We start from the raw sequence: 21,042 nt of genomic DNA on the forward strand, positions 1-21,042 counted from the left end.
CCAATGGTTGCAGAAAGTCGTATGTGACCGTCATGCAATGGAAATCTTCCGGAGGTTTCCCTCTGCGGCGCAATTGTCACATTCTGGCCGCAATTCCGCAGCTCATCCGGAAAACCATGCATAAAATACGCTTCCTCCCGCCCGCTTGATGAAAAACATCTAGAGCCGTAGGCGGTTTTGCGCTAATCACAGCGGTAATAAACGCGGGTGTTCGCCATTGAAGCGGCCCCCAAGAGGCAAAGCGGTGTTATATCATGAGCGCGATTGATTTCGTGATCCGTACCAGTGCGGGTTCACTTCAGAGTGGGTCCGTTGGTGGCGAGGATCAGAATTTTGTAATTCCGGCCGGGACCGGTAACGACATTTCTCTCAACATCGCGCAGGTCAACCTGCGCGGGTATGATCGAGCGGGAGAAGATCTGCTGATCACACTGGCCGATGGCCGGGTCATCGTGCTGCAGGGCTACTTCGCGATGGGTCCGGAAGGTGTCGCCAACGACCTGTATATCAGCTCCGACGGCCTGCTTTTCGAAGTGGATCTCACCGGCGTCGACAGCGGCGCGATCTTTGCCCAGTATTCGCTTGCGGATGGAACCGGCGACAGCGGAAAATTCGGCGCCTTTGGCAAGCCGACCACGGGCGGGCCTCTGACCTTCAATGACGATCCGCATGTTCTCATGGGGGAGCCGGTCGACGATGTGTCGATGTTCGGCGGTGGTCTTCTTGGGCTTGGCGGTCTGGGTGCCGGAGCGGCGGGGCTTGCCGCAACCGGCGCGGTCATCGCGGGCATCGGAAGCGGCGGCGGCGATGGCGGCGGCGGCGGAAACGGCTCTGGTGCCGGCAATAACGGCGGCTTCGGCTGGCGTGCGCCGACAGTGAACAACCCCGACGCGGATGACCGCATCGGTGGGGGTGACGACCCCTCCTGGACGATTTCCGGCACCGCGAATGAAGGCTCGGTCGTCGAGATGGAGATCGACGGCAGAACCCATACGGTCACGGCTGGCGAGGATAACACCTGGGAATTCGTGCTGATTGGCGATAATTTTCCCTCGGATGGCGATTATGACGATGTGGGCATCACGGTCACCGATCCAGATGGCACGGTGACGGATCTGACGGGGCCTTCGGTTGAAATCGATACGATCCCCCCGGTGCTCGAAGTGTATGGCGGCACGGTGTCTGTCGGAGATTTGTTCAACGCCGAGAGCTATACGAGCGGTGTGACGGTGTCCGGCACGTCTGAAATCGGCGCAACCGTGACGATCGTCATCGACACCTATACCGATACGGTCGTCGTGGGCGATGATGGCACATGGTCCTTCACCATCAGCTCGGACGTGCTGATCGAAGGCGAGTATACCAGCGAGATCCAGATCACGGCCTCGGATGATTTCGGGAACACAACGGTCGTCTCTGATCAGGTGCAAATCGACACGGTGCCGCATCCGATCACCATCGACGCGGTGACCGAGGACAATATCGTTGCCGCAGTGGAATCCAACAGCGGGTTCGAGATCACGGGCACGTCCACCGCGGGCGCCATCATTGTTGTGACACTGGGTGACGTGCTGACACAGGACGTGCTTGTGGCCGCAGACGGCACCTGGTCGCTCACCGTGGACGCCAACCTTCTGGTCTCCGGCGAGTACAACCTCGACATCACGGCGTCGACCACTGACATGGCGGGCAACCCGTCTTCGGTAACATCGACCTTCGCCGTGGACACCGAGGCCACCGTTTCGTTGACAAACGCGCCGTTGACCGGAGACGACATGATCTCGGCCACCGAGCTTGATGGCGGTCTCGTGCTGGAAGGCACCACGGAGATGGGATCCACCGTCACCGTGACCATTGAGGGTGTCACGCGCGAAGCGACAGTCAGCGCCGATGGCACATGGACCGTGACCTTCGAAGCGACCGCGCTGAGCCAGGGCACCTATGCGACAAGCGCTGCGATCACGGCGATCGATGCGGTCGGTAACAGCACCACGATCACGCACAGCTTCTCCGTCGACACCGAGACAACGCTGACGATCACCGATGACGGTGGCGTGATCAATGCGGATATGCGCAACGCGGGCGTCGAGATCTCCGGGACCGGCGAAGCGGGCGCCACCGTGACACTGAATGTCGGCGATCAGAGCTTTGATGCCACTGTGAGCGCGTCTGGTACTTGGTCGGTCATGCTCCCGGCGGGCGCTTTGCCGGATGGCGAAACCAGCCAGTCCATGACAGCCGTTTCCACCGATGCGTATGGCAACACGGCCACGGCCAGCCACGTTGTTCAGATCGACACAATCACCGATGTCACAGTAGACGCCGGCGATGGCGGCGGCGACAACGTCATCAACGCCGCCGAGCGGGCCGGGGGTCTGATGCTGGACGGCACGGCAGAACCCGGCGCCACCGTCGAGGTGACGCTTGGCGATACAACGGTCTCCGCAACGGTCACCTCCACGGGCACATGGACCGCGTTTTTCGCGGCCGGTGCCCTGCCGGACGGCGAGGCGATGGCCGAGGTGGTTGCAGTGTCCACCGATGCCGCAGGCAACAGCGCGACCGCAACCGCGATGCTCGACATCGACACGATCGTGCGCAACTTCGCCGTAACCAGCACTCCGGGCGGCACCGATGGCGTGGTCAACGCAGAAGAGGCCGCCGCTGGCCTGACGCTCACCGGCACGGTCGAACAGGGTGGCTCCGTGCGCCTTGAGCTTGACGGCATCTCGGTGGATGCCGACGTGGCCGCAGATGGCGCGTGGACCGCGACATTCAGCGCGGATCAGCTGCCGAGCGGCGAACGCAGCGTGACGCTCACCGCTCATGCGACCGATGCGGCGGGCAACACCGACAGCCTGACCCAGTCGGTGATGATCGATACCGATGCCGGCATCCTGACCATCGACCCGGAGCCCGTCGAAACCGATGACGTGGTCAATGCGGCCGAAGCCTCTGACGGGGTGGTTCTGACGGGCACGTCGAACCCGGGTCAGCTTGTCGATGTGACCATGAACGGTGTCACGCATACGGTGCAGACAAACAGCGCGGGCCGCTGGGAGGCGCCTTTCGCGGCGTCCGAAATCGCACCCGGAACCTACACGGCCGATATCTCGGCCACGATCACGGACAGCGCGGGCAACACCCTTCTGCGCACCGACAGTGTCGCCGTCGATACCGAGGTTCTGAATTTCGCGGTCTCCGGCGATCCGGTCACGGCAGACAACGTGGTCAACGCGGTCGAACGGATGGGCGGCGTCACGCTGTCCGGCACCACCGAAGCCGGCGGCAGCACGGTCGAGCTTGTCATCGGCAGCGAGGTGATCACCGCTACAGTCAACGCCGATGGCGACTGGAGCGCCGTCATCCCGGCATCCGCGATCCCGGAGGGCACCGGTGACGTGTCCGTGGCGGTCAAGACAGTCGACCCGGCCGGCAACCCTGCGGAAACGACGGCAGTGCTGGCCTACGATACGGAAGTCGAGATCCTCACGGGCAACCCGACAGGTGGCGACGACGGCGTGATCAACGCGGCAGAAGCCGCCGCCGGTCTCGTTCTGACGGGAGATGTGGAAGTCGGTTCTGCCGTTTCGGTCACTTTCGGCGGCATGGCCCATGTGGCGAGTGTTGCCGCAGATGGAAGCTGGAGCGTCAATATCCCGCCGGAGGCGATCCCGGCTGGCGATCACGCACCGGAAGCGATCATCGAAGCCACCGACGCGGCAGGCAACGTGCGTGAAATCGTGCAACCCATCGCCATCGACACCGAAGCGCCAGGCACTCCGGCCTGGGTCGGCTACGGGCGGAATACCGAAGGGGTCGACGAGATCCGCACCGAGATCACCGACGATACGGTCTATATCGGCCACGTGGTCGGCACGGACGCCGCGCCGTCCATCACGGAAGTGGCGTTGGAAAACTCGGTCGATATCGGCGCGCTCGATACCACGTATCACACCTTTGCAGAGGATGTGCCGGACGGCTCGCACCTTGTCCTGACCGCGACCGACGCGGCGGGCAATACCTCGGGTGCCTATCTCGTGACAGACGATCCGGCGGGGTCCGAAGTCGAGATGAGTGACCAGTTGGCCTCGGCCCTGTCGTTGTTCCAGATCGAGACCATCGACCTGCAATTCGCGGAAGACAGCCATCTGACAATCACCGAAGCGCAGATCGCGGCGCTGTCGTCGAACAGCGACACCCTGATCGTCGAAGGCGGATCGGATGACAGCGTGACCATCACGGGCGCGACGCCACAAGGCTCCAACGGAGCGGGCTACAACGCCTTCTCGCTTGGGGATGCGACGGTTCTGATCGATGACGACATCACGCAGGTGAACCCGGTCGTGTAACCGCACAGAAGACTGATCGGCCCGATGCAATTCCGTGTCGGGCCGGGCTCGGAGCCGCCGGTCAAGAGCGGCCCGAAAAGACACGAAAACAAGACCCTGAAGCGGGGCGGTGTAATGAAGGCAGGCAGGACTGCATGGGGCGTGGTGGCAATACTGGCACTGCTGCCCGGCTGCATGAAGACCAGCGGACTGACTGAGTCCGCCGCGCGCTTCCTTGACGGCGGCAACCCTGCGGATGCAGCCGCACAAGAGACAGCTTCCCCCGATACCGCAGTGGATCCGGTCGTGGCCCGCGCGTCCGGCGGTGCACCGGTAAACGACCACAACCTGCGCAACGCGGGCGATGTCTCGCCGGTGATCGCCGCCCTGCAACACCGCGACAGCGCCATTGCGCCGGGCACGCCCTATGCCAAGGTGGCCGATGCCGTCATGGCCTCCGATACGCGTGTCGCGGCGGCGGAATTGCGTGTTGCGCAGCTGCGGGCGGAGGCGGCAAAGCGAAACTGGCTGCCGCGGATCGGGCCGCGGATCTCTCTCAACTCGCTGGGGGATTTCGTCACTGACCTGTTCATTCAACAGGTGCTGTTCGACAATGGCCGCAAAAAGGCCGAACGCGATCTGGCCAAGGCCAATGTCGAGCTTGCAGCGGTGGCGCTGGTCGAAGACGGAAACAAGCGGGTCTATGAGGCACTCGATCTTTACCTGACAGCACAACAGCAAACCGCGCTGGCCCGTCATCTCTCCGGGGCGGGCGCAGAGATGGCGCAGTTCGAACATGTGATGCGGCGACGGGTCGAGGGCGGCGTTTCAGACATGTCTGACCTCAACATCCTGCGTCAGAAAACCGCCTCCATCCGCGCACGCATGACCGAGGCACAGGAAGCGGCACAGACCGCGATGGCGGAATTGAACGCCATGGCGGGGTGGTCGCTCAACGATGTCAGCGGTCTTGGCGGGCTCAGCGGACCGACGGGCGCACGCGCGCTCGGCGTTCTGCGCGCAGAGGTCGAGCGCGATATCCATCTGGCCGAGGCGCGGATCGCACGCGCCAGCCATTTGCCCGGTCTGACCGCAACGGCTTCGACGGATGGCACATCGGGTCTTGAAGTCACCACGGACCAGCTGTTCGGCTTCGGAACCGGGGCGGCGCTGTCGGCCCTGGAGGCGGGAAAAGAGGCCGCCGAACGCAAGATCGGTGAGGCTGCGGAGCGCGCCGCACGGCAGCGGGCCTCTGCGGAGCGCCAGCAAACCGCTTTCCAACGGCAAGCCAAGGAGGCCAGCGTGCTGCGCAAGCAGGCAAAGGCCAATCTCGACCTCTTCCGCCGCCAATACGAGGGTGGGCAGCGTCAGGTGATGGATGTGGTTGGCACCTATGAGACCTACGCCACGGCGTTGGAGACCGAAATCGAATTGAAATACAAGGCCGCCCGCGCTGCTCTGAGCCTCGCTCGGATCGAGGGCAGCCTCGCGGAGGGGGCAAGGATTTGAGCGACGCGGGTGGGATCAACGGATTGTTCGGGCAGAACATAAAGGCGCAGCTGCGTGGCGGTCTGGCAGTGGCCGGCCAGAAGGGCCGAGCCATCCTGCGCGCTGTCCCCGCGCCAACTCAGGCACCGGCCAACAAGCCCGGTCGTGTCTCCAGCGAATTGCAGGGCCGTATCGCGCGGCGGGTCGATGCCATTTCGGTGCTTGCCGGGCGCCTTGGTGTGACCGCGCGCAAGGCGGATGTTTCCGAGGCGCTTCTCAAGCATATGGACCATGATGAGCGGATCGGCATCGACGCGCTGCGTGCCGCATGTGAGGCCGCGGGTCTCAACGCCGAGATCGAATCCGCCGACCTGCTGCGTCCGGACCACTGGCCGGCGCTGGCCCTCATGCGCGGTGGACAGGCCGTCCTCGTGCTGTCGCAGAACACCGACGGTGTGACCGTCTATGATGCGGAAGCGCCAGACCGGCGCACCGATGTGCCGATGAAGGAATTCGGCCCCTATTTTGCAGGCGCTCTTGTGCGTGTCGAGGCACCGATCGCGGTGCTGTCCGACAGCCACACCGATGCGCAGGCAGAGGGGCATTGGTTCTGGGGGTCTTTTGCGAAATTCCGTCGGCATTTCGCGGAGGTGGCGCTTGGTTCCTTTGTTGCGAACCTTCTTGCAGTCTCGGTCGCGCTGTTTTCCCTGCAGGTCTATGACCGGGTGATCCCGCATCAATCGGAGGCAACGCTGTGGGTGCTGGCCATTGGCGCGGCTCTGGCGCTGATGCTCGAAGGGTTTCTCAAGATTGCACGCGCACAGCTTCTTGACGGGACAGGCCGTCAGATCGAGCTGGGCGTGCAGCAGACCTTGATGAACAGACTGCTTGGCATGCGGTCCGACCTCAAGGATCGCTCGCCCTCGCAGCTTTTTGCCGCGATGCGCGAATTCGGGTCGGTCCGCGAATTCTTCACGGCCTCCACGGTGGGGGCGCTGGCGGACATTCCGTTCATCTTCCTGTTTCTTGCGTTGGTCTGGTCAATCGCGGGCTCGGTTGTCTGGGTGCTGGTGGCCGGGGCCGTTCTGATGGTGATCCCCGGCTTCCTGTTGCAGAAGAAGATGATCCGTCTCACGCAGGAGATGCAGGGCGCCTCGACCCGGCAATCGCGCCTTCTTCAGGAGACCGTGACCGAGTTGGACACGATCAAGACGCAACGCGCCGAGGACCGTTTCGCCCGGCTCTGGGAAGAGCTCACAACCGTGCAGGCGGTCAAGGCTTCGTCGCAGCGCAAGCTCGCGGCCGCGTTGATGTTCTGGAGCCAGGGCGTGCAGCAAGCGACCTATGTGGGCGCCGTGATCATGGGGACGTATCTCGTCTTTGCCGGGGAGTTCACCGTCGGGTCGATCATCGCGGTGGGCATCCTGACATCGCGCACGCTGGCGCCGCTGACACAGCTTTCCGGCATCATGGCGCGCTGGGGCAACGTCAAATCCGCGCTTGATGCGCTGGACGGGATTGCGCAGGTCGAACAGGATCGGTCCGCCGCGCGCACGTATTTGCGGCGTGACCGGCTCGAAGGGCATTACGCCCTGCGCGATGTGACCTTCCGATACGACCCTGAGGGCGCAGCCGTGCTCGACCTGTCGGGTCTTGCGATCAAGCCGGGACAGGTTCTTGCGGTCCTTGGATCCAACGGATCCGGCAAATCGACCTTCCTCAAGCTGCTGTCGGGGCTCTACACGCCGTCCACGGGGCAGATCCTTCTCGACGGGGCGGAGATGGCCCAGATCGAACCGCGGGATTTGCGCCGTTCCATCGGCTATCTGGGGCAGGACGTCCGGCTGTTCCATGGGACCCTGCGCGAGAACCTCAACCTGAGCCTGTTGGAGCGTGACGACGACCGGATCTTCGAGGCGCTCGATTTTGCCGGTCTCGGCCAGTTCGTGAAGGGCCATCCCAAGGGGCTCGACCTGCCAATCTCGGATGGCGGCGAGGGTTTGTCGGTCGGACAGAGGCAGTCCATCGGATGGGCACGCCTGTGGCTGCAGGATCCCGATATCTGTCTTCTCGACGAGCCGACCGCGGCGCTTGACCAGACCTTGGAAAAGACACTCATGTCGCGCCTGGAGCATTGGCTGAAGGGGCGCACTGCGGTGATTGCAACGCACCGCGTGCCGATCCTTGCATTGGCGGATCGGACGATGATCCTTGCCAATGGCCGTATGGCTGTCGACGGGCCGCGCGATCAGGTCCTTGACCATTTGCGCGGACGGGGAACAGGGACACGGTAATGGCAGTGAGCTCGACCTCCCTGGCCGGACAGGCCAAAGCCGATCTGCGCGGGCCGTCAAAGATCATTTGGCTCGTGGCTGCGGCGGTCTGGATTTTCGTGCTTTGGGCGAGCTTTGCCTTCGTGGACGAGATCGTGCGTGGTGAGGGCGAGATCATTTCTTCGTCGCGCCCCCAGATCATTCAGAACCTCGAAGGCGGCATCCTGACCGAACTTGCCGTGAAGGAAGGGGACGAGGTGATGCGTGGCGAGGTGCTGGCGCGGCTGCACGGCACGCAATTCCGCTCGTCGGTCGACGATCTCGAAGATCAGATCGCAGCCCTTGAAATCAGGCGTCTTCGGCTCGAGGCGGAGCTTGCGGGTCAGGACACGTTTGAGACGCCTCCCGATCTGGCACAGCGCAGCCCGGAAATCGTGGCGTCCGAGCGCGCCCTTCTCGCGGCGCGACAGCTCGATTTCCTGTCACGGCGCGATGGCGCACGGCGTATTCTGAACCAGGCGGCGCAGGAAAAGGCACTGATGGAGGATCTGCTCGACGAGAAGGTTGTCGCATTGATCGAGGTGACACGGGCGCGCAAGGCTCATGCGGATGCTCTTAAGGCCTATGAAGAGGTGGTGACCCGTGTCGAGCTTGACCGTGCAGAAGCGTATTCCGATACGCTCAAGGAGCTTGCGACGCTGCGGCAGAACCTCAAGGCCAGCCAGGACCAGCTCGACCGGACCATTCTGACTGCACCCATGAACGGGATCATCAACGGTCTGACGGTCACCACAATCGGAGGGGTGGTGCGGCCCGGTCAGGAAATCATGCAGATCATCCCGATCGACGAAGACCTGTATGTCGAGGCCCGTGTCGCGCCCGAAAACATCGCCAACATCCGTCCCGGACAAACGGCGACGATCAAGCTGTCGGCTTATGATTACACGATCTATGGCACGCTCAAAGGCATCGTGACGGTGATCTCCGCCGATACGGTCGAAGATGAACGCCGCCCGGATGCGCCGCCACATTACAAGGTCACCGTGCGCGTGGACATGGACAACCTTGAAGAGCGCCAGCGCAACATCGAAATCCGTCCCGGCATGATGGCGCAAACAGAGCTGCACACCGGGCGCAAGACGGTTCTGCAATATCTCCTCAAACCACTCTACAAATCGCGCGAGGCGTTTCGCGAGCCCTGATCAACGGCGCGCTTTTGGCCGCCGAGTTCTGGTCGGTGAAGTAATCGAGCAGTGCTGCATGAGCCGGCCGGATCGGGCATCGCCCTTGCGTTCGCTGTGCCAAGCGCGGGCAGGTTTGGCACAGGCCTCACACCGGGAACCGATCAGCGTGTCTTTCGCCTTTGAGCGTGCTCTCAAAGATGATGGCGCAAGGCACATGGCCGCAGTGGTTTTGCGACGGCATTGGGCTTTCCCGATCCAATATCCTCGCGAAACCGGGCGCAGAGAACCAACAGCCCGGTTTTTGCCGCCATTCAGGGCGAAGGCCACGGCCCGAGGCTTCAGCCTTCGCTATCGATCCAGATCGTCACCGGCCCATCGTTGACAAGGTGTACTTGCATATCTGCGCCAAACCGCCCCGTGGCGACAGGGATCCCAAGCGTTTGCAGCGCCTCGGCGAACGAAAGGTAAAGACGCTCGCCGTCGTCGGGCGGTGCCGCAGCGGAGAACCCCGGGCGATTGCCGCGCCGGGTGTCTGCGGCGAGCGTGAACTGGCTGACCACAAGCGCAGAGCCGCCCGTGTCGACGAGCGAGCGGTTCATCCGCCCATCCTCATCCTTGAAGATCCGCAGCTTGGCGATTTTTGAGGCCAGCCTCTCTACGGTGTCGTCCTTGTCACCACCCATGGCACAGACGAGGACAAGCAGCCCCGGCCCAATCGCGCCGACCGTCTCACCCGCGATGTCGACACGCGCCTGTGTAACCCGCTGGACCAGTGCTCTCAAAGTTCGCTATCCCATGGTGGGTTTGCGCCGGCGCGGCTGACCGTCACCGCCGCGGCCTGAATCCCCAGATCGACCGCCTCAGACAGGGCCGCCGCATCGGCACCGCGCAGCGCTGCGCGCGACAGCAGCGATTGGCGCGACAGACCGGCAAGAAACCCGGCGTTGAACGTGTCGCCCGCGCCCACCGTGTCGACCACCGTCACCCTGCGTGCCGGGCGCATCGTCACGCCAGATGCGAGGTGCAGCGCAACGCCTTCCGAGCCTCGGGTTTCCAGAACCACATGCGCGCCTTCTGCGATCAGGGTTGCGGCGTCTGTGCCCAGCCAGGCCATGTCTTCGTCTGACAATTTGATGATATCGGCGCGTGCCATCATTGCAGCGAGACGGGCGCGGTAGCGCGTTTCATCGGTGATGAAGCCGGGGCGAATATTGGGATCCATCATGACCAGCCGCTCTCCGGATTGTGCGCAAAGCGCGGCATAGCTGTCGGCAGCCGGTTCGGACACTAGGCTGATTCCACCGAAAAACAGCGCGTCCGTTGCGTCTGTCAGGGCAGGGAGGTCTGCTTCGGAGAGCATGCGGCCCGCCGTGTTCTCATCGTAGAACGCGTAGCGCGCCTGACCGTCGGTCAGGGTCACGAAGGCCAAAGTCGTCGGCCGCCCCGAGCGCGCGGCAAGGGCGTGATCCACGCGACTGGCCGAAAGCGCGTCTGCCAGCTGGGTGCCGAACAGATCGTCCGATAATCCGCCAAACCAGCCCACATCCGCGCCAAGCCGGCCAAGCGCGATGGCGGTGTTGAACACGGCGCCACCGGCGAAGGGCGCAAACGCGCGCTCACCCGCCACCGTCTCGCGGGGCAACATATCGATCAGCGCTTCGCCACAGCAGAGGATTTGTGGTGCGGTCATGGTCGGTCTCCTGTCGATGTTAGCGCTCTCATGGCGCAAACAGCCTCTTGCGGCAACCCCCTGCCGCCGTTTTTGAGGGGCGGCAAGGTCGGTTGTGCATCAGCCCGGTTCGCGGTGATCCCGTGACGCGCCGCCTGTGGCCGAGGCTGCGCCAACGGCCTCGCGCGCCTCACGCGGTGCGCAAAGAGCGGGGCAGGCGGGCGGTCGATTCGGGTCATTGCGTCATCGCCACGACATAGCCGACGCCCGCTGCAACGATCAGCCCGAGTATCACCGCAAATGTGATTTTCCACACGGACCATGGCCGTTCGCCCTGCACCCGCCCGGTCCGCCCGTTGACCACAAACCGATAGCTCTTGCCGCGATATTTGTAGGCCGCAAGCCAGACCGGCAGCAGGACGTGTTTGAAGGTCACATCTTTGACGTCAGTGTCGATGCGATGCACGCGCTGCCGGTCTCCGCCGATGTCGAACTTCACGTCGCGGTGGATCTGGCGGTCCATCACCGCGCGGGCTTCGACAAAGCCCTCGTCGAGGTCGACCCGGTAGGCTTCGGCGCGAAACCCGGCGAGGAACTCCGGGCGATAGGGCTCCAGCGCAGAGAGATCCCACGGCTCCAATGCATCGGTATAGCGTTTGGGAAGCGACGTGGACGCCAGAACCAGAACATCATCGAAAAACCGCGCGACCTTGCCCGAAACGGGCCGCCATCGGACTTTCTGAACCCGTTGGGTGACCATCTTGCCATCGCGCATCACGCGCCGTGTCTCGTAGTAGACTGTCCCGCGTTCGCCGGCATAGGCGGTGCGTGTATCGGCGTCATAAGTCCAATACGGCACGTAGATGCCCGTCATCTTGCGGCCGTTTCGAGCGTATTCCTGCAAGCCGTTGGGCGCGAACCAGAGGCTGCCCAGCCAGGCGTTCATGGCCTTGTGCGCGGTCGGCTCGTCCAGCGCGAAGGGTAAGACGCCCTTGGGTTTGATGTGCCGGTCGGTGCCGGTATCGGTAACAACCGGCGTCGCACAAAACGGGCATTCCTTTGCATGAACAGCGGCATCGAACTCGACGCGTGCGCCACAGTTCGGGCATTGCGAAACGCGTTTTTCCTCCATCTCCTGCAAGGGCAGGAGGTCGGCCACGGCTGCGCGAAAATCGAGCTCGCGCAGCGCGCCGTCCCAAGGTCCGGCTTCGGCGATCTGTTCGGAATTGCCGCAATAATCGCAGATCATCAGGCCGGCTTCCGGCTCAAAACGGTAATCCGAGCCGCATTGCGGACAGGGGAAACGATGTTCTTCGAGAGGGGCGGTCTGGTCGGATGTCATGCCCAGACCCTAACCAGCACGCGCGCAAAGGCAAAGCCGGTTTGCGGCGATAACACCCTCGGGTTAGGTTTTATCGGGCAGGGCAAATCATCCGGGGAGATTGGCATGCGCCAGATCTTGCTATCACGTGTCGTTCGGGTCGCGGTCTGCGCGGTCGCAGTCTGTGCCCCGGCACTTGCCAAGGCTCAGGACGCGCGTTTTGCGTTTCGCTGGGAAGGGGCCGGCGGATACACGATGACCGGTGTCATGGCGTTTGATGCGGGGCTTGTCCCGGGGCGCATCATTCGCGAAACGGACATCCGTTGTTTTGCCATTGAAGGGTTTCGCGACGGTGAGGCAATCGGGCGATGGGCGCTCACCGACCTGAACGAAGAAACCACCTGGCGACTGTTCTTCGATGCGGGTGACGAGCGGTTTTTTGTCGAGGGTGAAGGGGTTCGGATGCCGCAGGCGTGGAACATGAACGGGCGTGGGGACAATTGCGGACAGGGCGGTTTCGGGTTCAACCTTGGCAATCTCGGTCAGGATCTCTGTGTTGATAACCGCATTCTCACCGAAAGCCGGGTGCCGCCACCGCAGGTCTTTGCAAGCGTGGAGCGCAACGACGATCTGCCGATGCCGGCGGATGCCTGTTTCGGGCCAGACATGCTCAGCGGTGATCCCTTGGGGTCATTCTCCAAGGATCGCTTTGGGAAGCATGTTGCGCAACGCGCCATCGCCCAGAACGCTGTGTCGCCACAGGTTGAAGATGCCGTGCAACGCCCCGAAGCCAAGCACGGCCAGGAGCACGCGGCGGCCGAATTGCGCATCCCCGAAGAGAATGACTCCGGTCGCGGCGGCTGACAGCGCGAGCAGACCCATATGGGAATACCGATGGAGCGGCCTCAGCCATCCCTTGAGCGCCGGTCCGGGGCGATTAAGACCTGCCAGACCCGTGATCGCGATCCAGACGACGAGGGTCGCGGCCAGAAGGATGGGCCAAACCGTCTGGTCTGGTCGCGCCAATGTGCCGATCGCCACCAGCGGAACTGACCAGTGAATGAGCATCTTGAGACTGCGTGTCATTATGTGCGCCCCTTGCCAAAGCACGGATTACGAAAAACCCTGAATCCGGTTCGCTCCGCAAGTCCGAATCGACCCCTCGGCTGGACAGCGCGCGACAGGGTGGGGAGCGACATCCCCGCCACGATCTGGCAAACGCCCCGTGGGGCAATCCCGTGTATCGGCGGGCGCTTAGGTTTCTGATGCAGGCACCGTGTTTCGGGTGTGGACGCCTGCGGACGCGATCCAATGCCCCCGAGTTTCCTTAAAACTGCGGAAATCTCGCTGTATTTCGTGCGCAATCGGTCCCTGCGGCTCCGCAGTGCACTTTTGCGCCTTGTCGTGATTAACCGCGGGTTAACCATTCTTAACAATTCCCGACGCTTGCCCGATTCCTGCCCCGTTTGCACGACACATTCACTCGCATGGCTTATGTGTTGATCGCCCTTTCCATCGCTGTGACCTCCATCCTTCTCATGATGGTCGGGTTGCGCCTCGCGATTCTGGACAGTTACCGCATGGTGTCGAAATCCGCGCAACGTGCGTGGGAAGAGCGGGAGGTTGCCGCTCGGCTGGCGTTTGTCACGTTGTGGATCATGATCTTCGTATTGGGGTATTTCTGATATGGCAGACATCGGCATGAACGCGGGATTCGACTGGCGCGTGATTTGGCGGCGCAACCCGGCGCGACCCGGGCCCGTCAAGCGGCGCAGGGTCTGTGCACCCGCCGGCGCAGACTTTCTCTTCATGTCTTCGGCCCCGCTTGTCTTGTGGTTCTTTGACGGGAGTGCCACGCGCGCCGCCACCGCCGCTGTCCTGCTCGTATTCATGGGACTGGCGGTCAAGCTCATCAGCCGTGGGCAACAGTTGCATCGCGCCTTCGATGCGTCAGCGATTGCGCAGCGCCCGAGACTCCCGCGAAAAGCGTTGGGCTCTGCGATGCTGGGCATCGTTGTGTTCCTTCTTGCAGGGCATCAGTTTGACGGCGTCGGCATTCCAACCCTTCTTGCGCTGACGGCGATTGCGCTCTGCCTTGTGGCATTCGGCCCCGATCCGCATGTGGACAAGGGCACGGACCATCCCGTCGTTGTGGCGCGCGCGCGGGCACGTGTCATGCTGGCGGAAACCGAGGCGCGTCTGAACGAGGCCGCCGCGCGCGTCTCGGCTATTGGCGACGAGCGGATCGACCGGGTCACTGCCAGCGTATCCAGCGCGGCGCTCAGCCTTTTGCGCGCCAGCGCCGACGCTCCGGAAAGGCTCGACGAGATTGCGGGTCCGTTGCGGTCATTCACCAATATCGTGGTGCGTGAAGCCGACAGGCTTGTCGCCGCTGACGATGACGAGCACTGGCGCTTTGCACGCCGTCGCTACCTCGCCAAGTTGCGGGTGCTGAGCGAAAGCTTCGAGAGCCGGGTGCGCGGGGTCGCGGTCGGGCAGGGGCGCGATGCGTTCGACCTCGAGGCGGATCTTCTGATAGACCGGATGCCGCATCAACGGGCGGCCTGAGCCGGTCCGGCGCCGGTCCGCGCCGCTACGGTTGCCGAAAAGCCCTCCGGGCCCATGGCAACCCCCTCCCGACCTCCAGGACGCTCGGCACGACCGAATGCGGACGGCCCGCCATCCCCAAATCAGACCTTAACTCCGGTTGGCTTGTGCCCTTGCGGTCCGAAGCCGGACAGAAACATACCGGAATGAGCCATGCGCGTCCCTGTTCCCCCTAGCAAGCTCCGGTTGTTCTGCATAAGTTAACCGCATGAACGGACCACGCCGGGAGTGCACCATGTCCACAACCGCCTTGCAAAAGGTGACTTATGTCCTGCTCATCATCCTGCTGTTTGGAGTGACCACCGGCTGGATCGGGGGGCTTTGAGGCATGGCGCAGCGTTTTGGTGGGAAATACAGCCCGGATTCTGATGTGCGTGACGACGAGACGCGCGACATCCCGCGGGCAACGCCGGGTGCCTACACCGGCGCCAAGGTGGATCCCGTCGGCGCGCGCTCGAACCTCATGTTTCTTCCGCCAATCGTTCTGGCCTTCACCTCGCTGGGCGCGGGAGCCGCCACCCTTGGCCTTGCACTGGCCGGGGCGGGGTCGCTGGCGCTGGGCGCTTGGCTTCTGCGGGACGGCTTGCGGGCCGAGGCCGCCTATGAAGAGCGCCGTGTCGCGCGCCGCCCGGCGATCCCGCGCAAGATCTTTGCAGCCGCCGCATGTGGCGTGGGCACGGTTATCGCCGCGTTCACGGCGGAGCCGGACCTGGCCCCGGCGTTGATCTTTGGCGGTGTGGCGGGCGCGCTGCATCTGGGCGCCTTCGGGCTCGACCCGCTCAAGGACAAGGGTATGGAAGGCATCGACACGCATCAGCAGGATCGTGTGGCGCGCGTGGTGGACGAGGCCGAAAAGCATCTCGATGCGATGGAGGACGCCGTCAAGCGTGCCGGCGACCGGCAGGTGGAAGCCCGCGTCGAGCGTTTTCAGGTCAAGGTGCGCGAGATGATCCGCACCGTCGAAGAAGACCCGCGCGACCTCTCCGCCGCACGCCGCTATCTTGGGGTGTATCTGATGGGCGCGCGCGACGCGGCGATCAAATACGCCGATATCTACAGCCGCACGCAGGATCGCAGCGCGCGATCCGATTTCATGATGCTGCTCACCGATCTTGAAGAGAGCTTTGACGCCAAGACCCGCAAGCTCATGCTCGACAACAATGCGGATCTGACCATCGAAATCGACGTGCTGCGCGAACGGCTGCAGCGCGAAGGTGTCCGGTTGGATCGCTAGGTAGTTTTCAAACAGGGACCCATTTTATGTCGGAAAAAACACGCAAGGAAGCCGAACAGACCGTTGCCTTGGTCGAGGAACTGAATGCCGTGGTGCTGCCAGAGGTTGCCCCGGCGCATGCCATCGTCCCGCTGAACGAGGCGCCGGCGGATACGGGTGCGGAAATCCGCGCGCGGATGGACGAGATCGACATGGCGAACACCAATTCGATCGTGTCCTTTGGTTCCGCGGCTCAATCGGAATTGCAGGAAATCAGCCAGGCCATGCTGACAGACGTGCGCAACAAGGATGTCGGTCCTGCGGGCGATTCCCTGCGTGATATCGTGACCACGATCCGCGGGTTTTCGGTCTCGGAACTGGATGTGCGGCGCGAACGGTCCTGGTGGGAAAAGCTGCTTGGCCGGGCGGCCCCTTTCGCGCAGTTCACCGCGCGCTTTGAAGAGGTGCAGGATCAGATAGACCGGGTGACCGATAACCTGCTGGAGCACGAACACAAGCTGCTCAAGGATATCAAATCGCTTGACCTGCTCTATGACAAGACATTGCAGTTTTACGACGAACTGGCGCTTTACATTGCGGCGGGTCAGGCCAAGCTCGAAGAGCTGGACGGCACCGTCATTCCCGCCAAGGAGGCCGAGGTGCAGGCCGCACCGGAAGAAGAGGGCGTGATGAAGGCGCAGGAACTGCGTGACCTGCGCGCCGCCCGCGATGATCTTGAGCGCCGCGTGCACGACCTCAAGCTTACCCGCCAGGTCACCATGCAAAGCCTGCCGTCGATCCGTCTCGTGCAAGAGAATGACAAGAGCCTCGTGACCAAGATCAACTCGACATTGGTCAACACCGTCCCGCTCTGGGAGACCCAGCTCGCCCAGGCGGTGACGATGCAGCGGTCGGCCGAAGCCGCCGCGGCTGTACGGGACGCCAACGATTTGACCAATGAACTCCTGACGGCGAATGCAAAGAACCTGCGCGACAGCAACCGGATGATCCGCACTGAAATGGAGCGTGGCGTGTTCGACATCGAGGCCGTCAAGCAGGCGAACGCGGATCTGATTGGCACGATTCAGGAGAGCCTCGAAATCGCGGATGAAGGCAAGCGTCGCCGCGCCGAGGCCGAAGAAGAGCTGCGCAAGATGGAGACCGAGCTGCGCGATACGCTGGCCTCCGCCAAGGCGCGCCGCGACGGTGTGGGAGACACGTCCGGCACGGCGGTTCCTGCCGGGTCGTGACCACACCCGCGCGGATAGCGGCCCTGATGGGCCTTCTTGGACTCGTGGGCCTTGCGGCCTGCGAGACCTCGAGTTTGGCGCCGCGACAGACAACCGTGTCACCGGAGGCGCGTCCCGATGGGCTCCGCCCTGTGGCCGCAGCCCCCGTTGAACCGGTGGTCCGCCGACCCTCACGCGCAAGCCGGGAGCTCGCGGCCTATTACCAGCGCTTGCAGAATGACCTTCTTGTGCGCGGGTTGCTGCGCACGGATGGCGGCGGGCCGGACACGGTGTTCACCGACACCATGCTTGCGCGCAACTTCGAGAATATTGCGCTCTCTACCGAACATGACCTTGCGAGCGGATTTGATGCCCGGTCGAGCGTTGCGGAGAATATCCGCAAATGGATCACGCCCGTCCGCATCACCGTGGATTTCTCGGAAAACGTGCCGGAGGAGCAGCGCGGCGAAGATCTGCGCTGGGTCGATGCCTATGCGGCGAAGCTCGGCCGCGTCACGGGCCACCCTGTTTCGATGGCCAATACGGATGCAAATTTCCTTGTGTTGTTTGTGGCCACCGATGACACCGCGACCATACCCGAGCGCATCAAGCAATTCGTCCCCGAGGCCGATCTGGCGGCGTTGAGCGTGCTGCGGGATCTGCCGCGCACCGTGCATTGCTTCGTGTTGGCCTTTGCCACCTCGCGCACGGGATATGATTACGGTCGCGCGGTTGCGGTGGTGCGCTCCGAGCACCCGGACCTGATGCGGCGGGCCTGCATCCACGAGGAAATCGCGCAGGGTTTCGGTCTCAGCAATGACAATCCACGCGCGCGCCCGTCGATCTTCAATGACGATGATGAATTTGCGCTACTGACGCGACATGACGAGCTTTTGTTGAAGATCCTCTATGATGACGCGCTGCGTCCGGGGATGACGGCCGACGAGGCGCGGTCGATCGTGCGCCGCAAGGCTGCTGCGCTTCTCGGGACGGATTTGCCGGGATGAGAATCTGCCGCGCGCTCCGCGCCAAGGCGCGATCGGGCCCGTCATGCGCCCGGCCCGGCTACGACCCCATGCGGCTCCGAAAAAGAGCCCGCTTCGAACAAGGAGAGATTTGATATGGGTATTTTCGATTTCCTGTCCGGACAGTTCATTGATGTCATTCACTGGACCGACGACAGCCGCGATACCATGGTCTGGCGTTTCGAGCGCGAAGGCCATGAGATCAAATACGGGGCCAAATTGACCGTGCGCGAAGGACAGGCCGCCGTCTTTGTGCACGAAGGACAGTTGGCCGATGTGTTTACACCCGGGCTTTACATGCTCGAAACGAACAACATGCCCATCATGACGAGCCTTCAGCACTGGGATCATGCGTTTCAGTCGCCGTTCAAGTCCGAGATCTACTTTGTGAACACCAATCGCTTCACGGATCTGAAATGGGGCACCAAGAATCCGATCATGCTGCGCGATCCGGAATTCGGCCCGACCCGCATCCGGGCGTTCGGGACGTATGCCACAAAGGTTGTCGACCCGGCGAAGTTCCTCACCGAGATCGTGGGCACGGATGGCGAGTTCACCAAGGACGAAATCACCTATCAGATCCGCAACATCATCGTACAGGAATTCAGCCGGGCGATTGCATCGTCGGGGATCCCGGTGCTCGACATGGCTGCGAATACGGGCGACGTGGGCAAGCTGATCGCGGATGCAATCAATCCGACGATTGCGCAATACGGCTTGTCCTTGCCCGAGCTCTATATCGAAAACATCTCGCTGCCGCCCGCCGTTGAAAAGGCACTTGATGAACGCACGTCCCGCGGCATCACCGGCAATCTTGACGAGCATCTGAAATACAAGGCCGCCGAAGCCATGGGGAAGGGCGGCGCGCTCGACGATTCCATGGGTATGGGCATGGGGGCCGGGTTCGGTATGCAGATGGGCCATGCCATGGGGCAGGCTATGCAGCCCCAGGCAGGCCCTTGGGGCGCGTCTCCTGCGCAGGCCGCTGTGGCGCCGCCGCCGCCGCCGGTAGAGCATGTCTGGCACATCGCGGAAAACGGACAGACCAAAGGACCGTTCTCAAAAGCGGATCTTGGGCGCATGGCGAGTTCGGGCGAACTCACCCGCGAAACCCATGTCTGGACCGCTGGTCAGGATGGCTGGATGCGGGCGGGCCAGGTGCAGGAACTGGCGCAGCTCTTCACTGTGATGCCGCCACCACCACCGCCGATGTGATCGGCGTGGAGCGCCCGGTCTGAAGTCAGGCGGGACGCCTAGCCACTCCCAATTCACGACCAAAGGGGCCGACGTTTCGCGCGGCCCCTTTGCCTGCGGTCTCGGGAAAGTTGCCCGGGGCTATCGTGTTCGGTCGGGCTTGCCGGATCCACCGCCTTTGCGTGGTCCCTTGCCAAAGCCCTGCGGGCCGCCGCGCGAAGACTTGTTGTCCGCGCCCCTGCGCCCGTCCGGCTTGCCACCGGGACCGGGGCGGCGCTTGTCTCCATAGCCGCCGCCCTTTTGCGCGCCGGGGCCTTTTGCGCCGGGTTTGCCGTCGCGTGTTCCATCGGCCGTTTTGTCACGCCACGGTTTCCCTGCGGGTTTTCCATCCCGCGCAGCATCCGGGCCATGGCTTTTCCATGGTTTCCCGGCGGGCTTCCCGTCTCGCGCTGTGTCTGGGTTATGGCTTTTCCATGGTTTTCCGGCAGGCTTGCCCCCCGGTTTGCCGCGTGAGACGCCGTCCCGCTCTGGTCGGTCCATGCGCGCGGGGCGGCCCTTGGCACGGAAGGGGCGGCCATCGTCATCCCGCCGGGCGGGTTCTTCGGGTCGTGTGGTGCGCCCACGGCCACCGGTCTTGAGCACGCTGCTTTCCGGTTTGGGCTTGACCGGTTTGCGCATCCTGTCGACCCGCTTGCGGGCGGGGGCGTCCGGATCGGCCGGCAGGCCCAGCTGATCCTGCATGACCCGACGGCGCACTTCGAGCACCCCGCCCGGTTCGAGATCGCCGAGCTGGAAGGGCCCGTACGAGATCCGGATCAGGCGGTTCACCGTCAGACCGATATCGGCCATGGCGCGGCGGATCTCGCGGTTCTTGCCTTCGCGCAGTCCAATCGTCAGCCACGCATTTGCCCCTTGCTGTCGATCGATATCGACGATCATCGGGAGGAAGCGCTGACCGTCCACCTCGATCCCGCGACGCAGGGGCTCGAGCGTTTCGTCATCGGGACGCCCGTTGACGCGCACGCGGTAGCGGCGCAACCATCCCGTAGACGGGAGCTCCAGTTTTCGCTTGATGCCGCCATCATTGGTCAGCAACAACAAGCCTTCAGAGTTGAGGTCAAGCCGGCCGACGGACATCACGCGCGGCAGCTCCTCGGGCAGATCGTCATAGATCGTCGGGCGGCCCTGCTCGTCCTTGGTTGTCGTGACCAATCCTGTGGGCTTGTGATACAGCCAGAGCTTCGCCTCGTCCGGCGCGCCGAGCAGCTTGCCGTCCACCAGAACCTTGTCACGACGGGTCACGTTAAGGGCGGCGCGATAGATCACGGCGCCATTCACGCTGACGCGGCCTTCCGTGATCATGCGTTCGGCTTCTCGACGGGAGGCGAGTCCCGCGCGGGCGATCACCTTTGCAATACGCTCCCCCTTTGCGGCGGAGGCGTCGGCGGACCCGGGTGCGGGCCGGTCTTCGGGAGAGGAGGGGGGCGTTTTGGTCATGGCGCTCTGTA

At 63.2% G+C, this 21,042-nt stretch carries 15 protein-coding genes; 11 read left to right on the top strand and 4 right to left on the bottom strand.

Annotated features, from left to right (window positions below; all coding sequences use genetic code 11):
- The first annotated feature begins 254 nt into the window (after positions 1-254).
- From J1C49_RS05210 to J1C49_RS05225, 4 genes are all read left to right on the top strand, one after another.
- Positions 255-4,352: an Ig-like domain-containing protein gene (locus J1C49_RS05210; protein WP_227444746.1), complete on the top strand. Its 4,098-nt coding sequence runs from the start codon at positions 255-257 to the stop codon at positions 4,350-4,352.
- A 114-nt stretch (positions 4,353-4,466) separates the two neighbouring features.
- On the top strand, positions 4,467-5,840 hold the full coding sequence (locus tag J1C49_RS05215) for a TolC family protein (RefSeq protein ID WP_227444747.1): 1,374 nt from the start codon (positions 4,467-4,469) through the stop codon (positions 5,838-5,840).
- 68 nt (positions 5,841-5,908) lie between these two features.
- Positions 5,909-8,113, top strand: coding sequence for a type I secretion system permease/ATPase (locus J1C49_RS05220; protein ID WP_370639376.1), 2,205 nt, complete (start codon positions 5,909-5,911; stop codon positions 8,111-8,113).
- Positions 8,113-9,294: an HlyD family efflux transporter periplasmic adaptor subunit gene (locus J1C49_RS05225; RefSeq protein ID WP_227444749.1), complete on the top strand. Its 1,182-nt coding sequence runs from the start codon at positions 8,113-8,115 to the stop codon at positions 9,292-9,294. The genes J1C49_RS05220 and J1C49_RS05225 overlap by 1 nt, the downstream gene beginning before the upstream one ends.
- A 320-nt stretch (positions 9,295-9,614) precedes the next feature.
- Here the strand turns inward: J1C49_RS05225 and dtd are convergent, their stop codons facing one another.
- The 3 genes from dtd to J1C49_RS05240 all read right to left on the bottom strand — a co-directional run bounded on the left by dtd (position 9,615) and on the right by J1C49_RS05240 (position 12,287).
- Positions 9,615-10,058 carry a D-aminoacyl-tRNA deacylase gene (dtd, locus tag J1C49_RS05230; protein ID WP_227444750.1) on the bottom strand — a complete coding sequence of 148 codons (444 nt, stop codon included), beginning with the start codon at positions 10,056-10,058 and terminating at the stop codon, positions 9,615-9,617.
- A complete protein-coding gene (locus J1C49_RS05235) occupies positions 10,055-10,966 on the bottom strand; it encodes a carbohydrate kinase (protein ID WP_227444751.1) in 912 nt (303 codons plus the stop codon). The genes dtd and J1C49_RS05235 overlap by 4 nt, the downstream gene beginning before the upstream one ends.
- Positions 10,967-11,180: 214 nt before the next feature.
- The gene (locus tag J1C49_RS05240; RefSeq protein WP_227444752.1) at positions 11,181-12,287 is read right to left on the bottom strand and encodes a TFIIB-type zinc finger domain-containing protein; all 1,107 of its coding nucleotides are present in this window, start codon (positions 12,285-12,287) and stop codon (positions 11,181-11,183) included.
- Between the two features lie 105 nt (positions 12,288-12,392).
- On the opposite strand from J1C49_RS05240, the gene J1C49_RS05245 reads away from it, so the two are divergent.
- From J1C49_RS05245 to J1C49_RS05275, 7 genes are all read left to right on the top strand, one after another.
- A complete protein-coding gene (locus tag J1C49_RS05245; RefSeq protein ID WP_227444753.1) occupies positions 12,393-13,130 on the top strand; it encodes a hypothetical protein in 738 nt (245 codons plus the stop codon).
- Between the two features lie 623 nt (positions 13,131-13,753).
- Complete coding sequence (locus tag J1C49_RS05250; protein WP_227444754.1) at positions 13,754-13,951, top strand: hypothetical protein; 198 nt, start codon at positions 13,754-13,756, stop codon at positions 13,949-13,951.
- Positions 13,952-14,075: 124 nt separating this feature from the next.
- Positions 14,076-14,834, top strand: a complete 759-nt coding sequence (locus tag J1C49_RS05255) for a hypothetical protein (RefSeq protein WP_227444755.1) — start codon at positions 14,076-14,078, stop codon at positions 14,832-14,834.
- 367 nt (positions 14,835-15,201) lie between these two features.
- Positions 15,202-16,107 (top strand): 5-bromo-4-chloroindolyl phosphate hydrolysis family protein, encoded by a 906-nt coding sequence (locus J1C49_RS05260; protein WP_227444756.1) that lies wholly within the window; start codon positions 15,202-15,204, stop codon positions 16,105-16,107.
- Positions 16,108-16,133: 26 nt separating this feature from the next.
- Positions 16,134-17,336, top strand: coding sequence for a toxic anion resistance protein (locus J1C49_RS05265; protein ID WP_227444757.1), 1,203 nt, complete (start codon positions 16,134-16,136; stop codon positions 17,334-17,336).
- Positions 17,337-17,362: 26 nt separating this feature from the next.
- Entirely contained in the window at positions 17,363-18,322 is a 960-nt protein-coding gene (locus J1C49_RS05270; protein ID WP_227444758.1) for a DUF2927 domain-containing protein, read from the top strand.
- A 114-nt stretch (positions 18,323-18,436) separates the two neighbouring features.
- On the top strand, positions 18,437-19,555 hold the full coding sequence (locus tag J1C49_RS05275) for an SPFH domain-containing protein (protein WP_227444759.1): 1,119 nt from the start codon (positions 18,437-18,439) through the stop codon (positions 19,553-19,555).
- 120 nt (positions 19,556-19,675) lie between these two features.
- Here J1C49_RS05275 and J1C49_RS05280 read toward each other — a convergent pair whose 3' ends face one another.
- Positions 19,676-21,031, bottom strand: coding sequence for a pseudouridine synthase (locus J1C49_RS05280; protein WP_227444760.1), 1,356 nt, complete (start codon positions 21,029-21,031; stop codon positions 19,676-19,678).
- Between the last annotated feature and the right edge of the window lie 11 nt (positions 21,032-21,042).

This window comes from Cognatishimia sp. F0-27 (assembly GCF_020667845.1).
GTDB lineage: Bacteria > Pseudomonadota > Alphaproteobacteria > Rhodobacterales > Rhodobacteraceae > JAFMPQ01.

What these genes read in the sequence shown, in the direction of transcription:
- J1C49_RS05210 (WP_227444746.1), top strand. Translation starts at nt 255, where the DNA reads ATGAGCGCGATTGATTTCGTGATCCGTACCAGTGCGGGTTCACTTCAG.
- J1C49_RS05215 (WP_227444747.1), top strand. Translation starts at nt 4,467, where the DNA reads ATGAAGGCAGGCAGGACTGCATGGGGCGTGGTGGCAATACTGGCACTG.
- J1C49_RS05225 (WP_227444749.1), top strand. Translation starts at nt 8,113, where the DNA reads ATGGCAGTGAGCTCGACCTCCCTGGCCGGACAGGCCAAAGCCGATCTG.
- J1C49_RS05235 (WP_227444751.1), bottom strand. Translation starts at nt 10,966, where the DNA reads ATGACCGCACCACAAATCCTCTGCTGTGGCGAAGCGCTGATCGATATG.
- J1C49_RS05240 (WP_227444752.1), bottom strand. Translation starts at nt 12,287, where the DNA reads ATGACATCCGACCAGACCGCCCCTCTCGAAGAACATCGTTTCCCCTGT.
- J1C49_RS05245 (WP_227444753.1), top strand. Translation starts at nt 12,393, where the DNA reads ATGCGCCAGATCTTGCTATCACGTGTCGTTCGGGTCGCGGTCTGCGCG.
- J1C49_RS05250 (WP_227444754.1), top strand. Translation starts at nt 13,754, where the DNA reads ATGGCTTATGTGTTGATCGCCCTTTCCATCGCTGTGACCTCCATCCTT.
- J1C49_RS05255 (WP_227444755.1), top strand. Translation starts at nt 14,076, where the DNA reads ATGTCTTCGGCCCCGCTTGTCTTGTGGTTCTTTGACGGGAGTGCCACG.
- J1C49_RS05260 (WP_227444756.1), top strand. Translation starts at nt 15,202, where the DNA reads ATGGCGCAGCGTTTTGGTGGGAAATACAGCCCGGATTCTGATGTGCGT.
- J1C49_RS05265 (WP_227444757.1), top strand. Translation starts at nt 16,134, where the DNA reads ATGTCGGAAAAAACACGCAAGGAAGCCGAACAGACCGTTGCCTTGGTC.
- J1C49_RS05270 (WP_227444758.1), top strand. Translation starts at nt 17,363, where the DNA reads ATGGGCCTTCTTGGACTCGTGGGCCTTGCGGCCTGCGAGACCTCGAGT.
- J1C49_RS05275 (WP_227444759.1), top strand. Translation starts at nt 18,437, where the DNA reads ATGGGTATTTTCGATTTCCTGTCCGGACAGTTCATTGATGTCATTCAC.
- J1C49_RS05280 (WP_227444760.1), bottom strand. Translation starts at nt 21,031, where the DNA reads ATGACCAAAACGCCCCCCTCCTCTCCCGAAGACCGGCCCGCACCCGGG.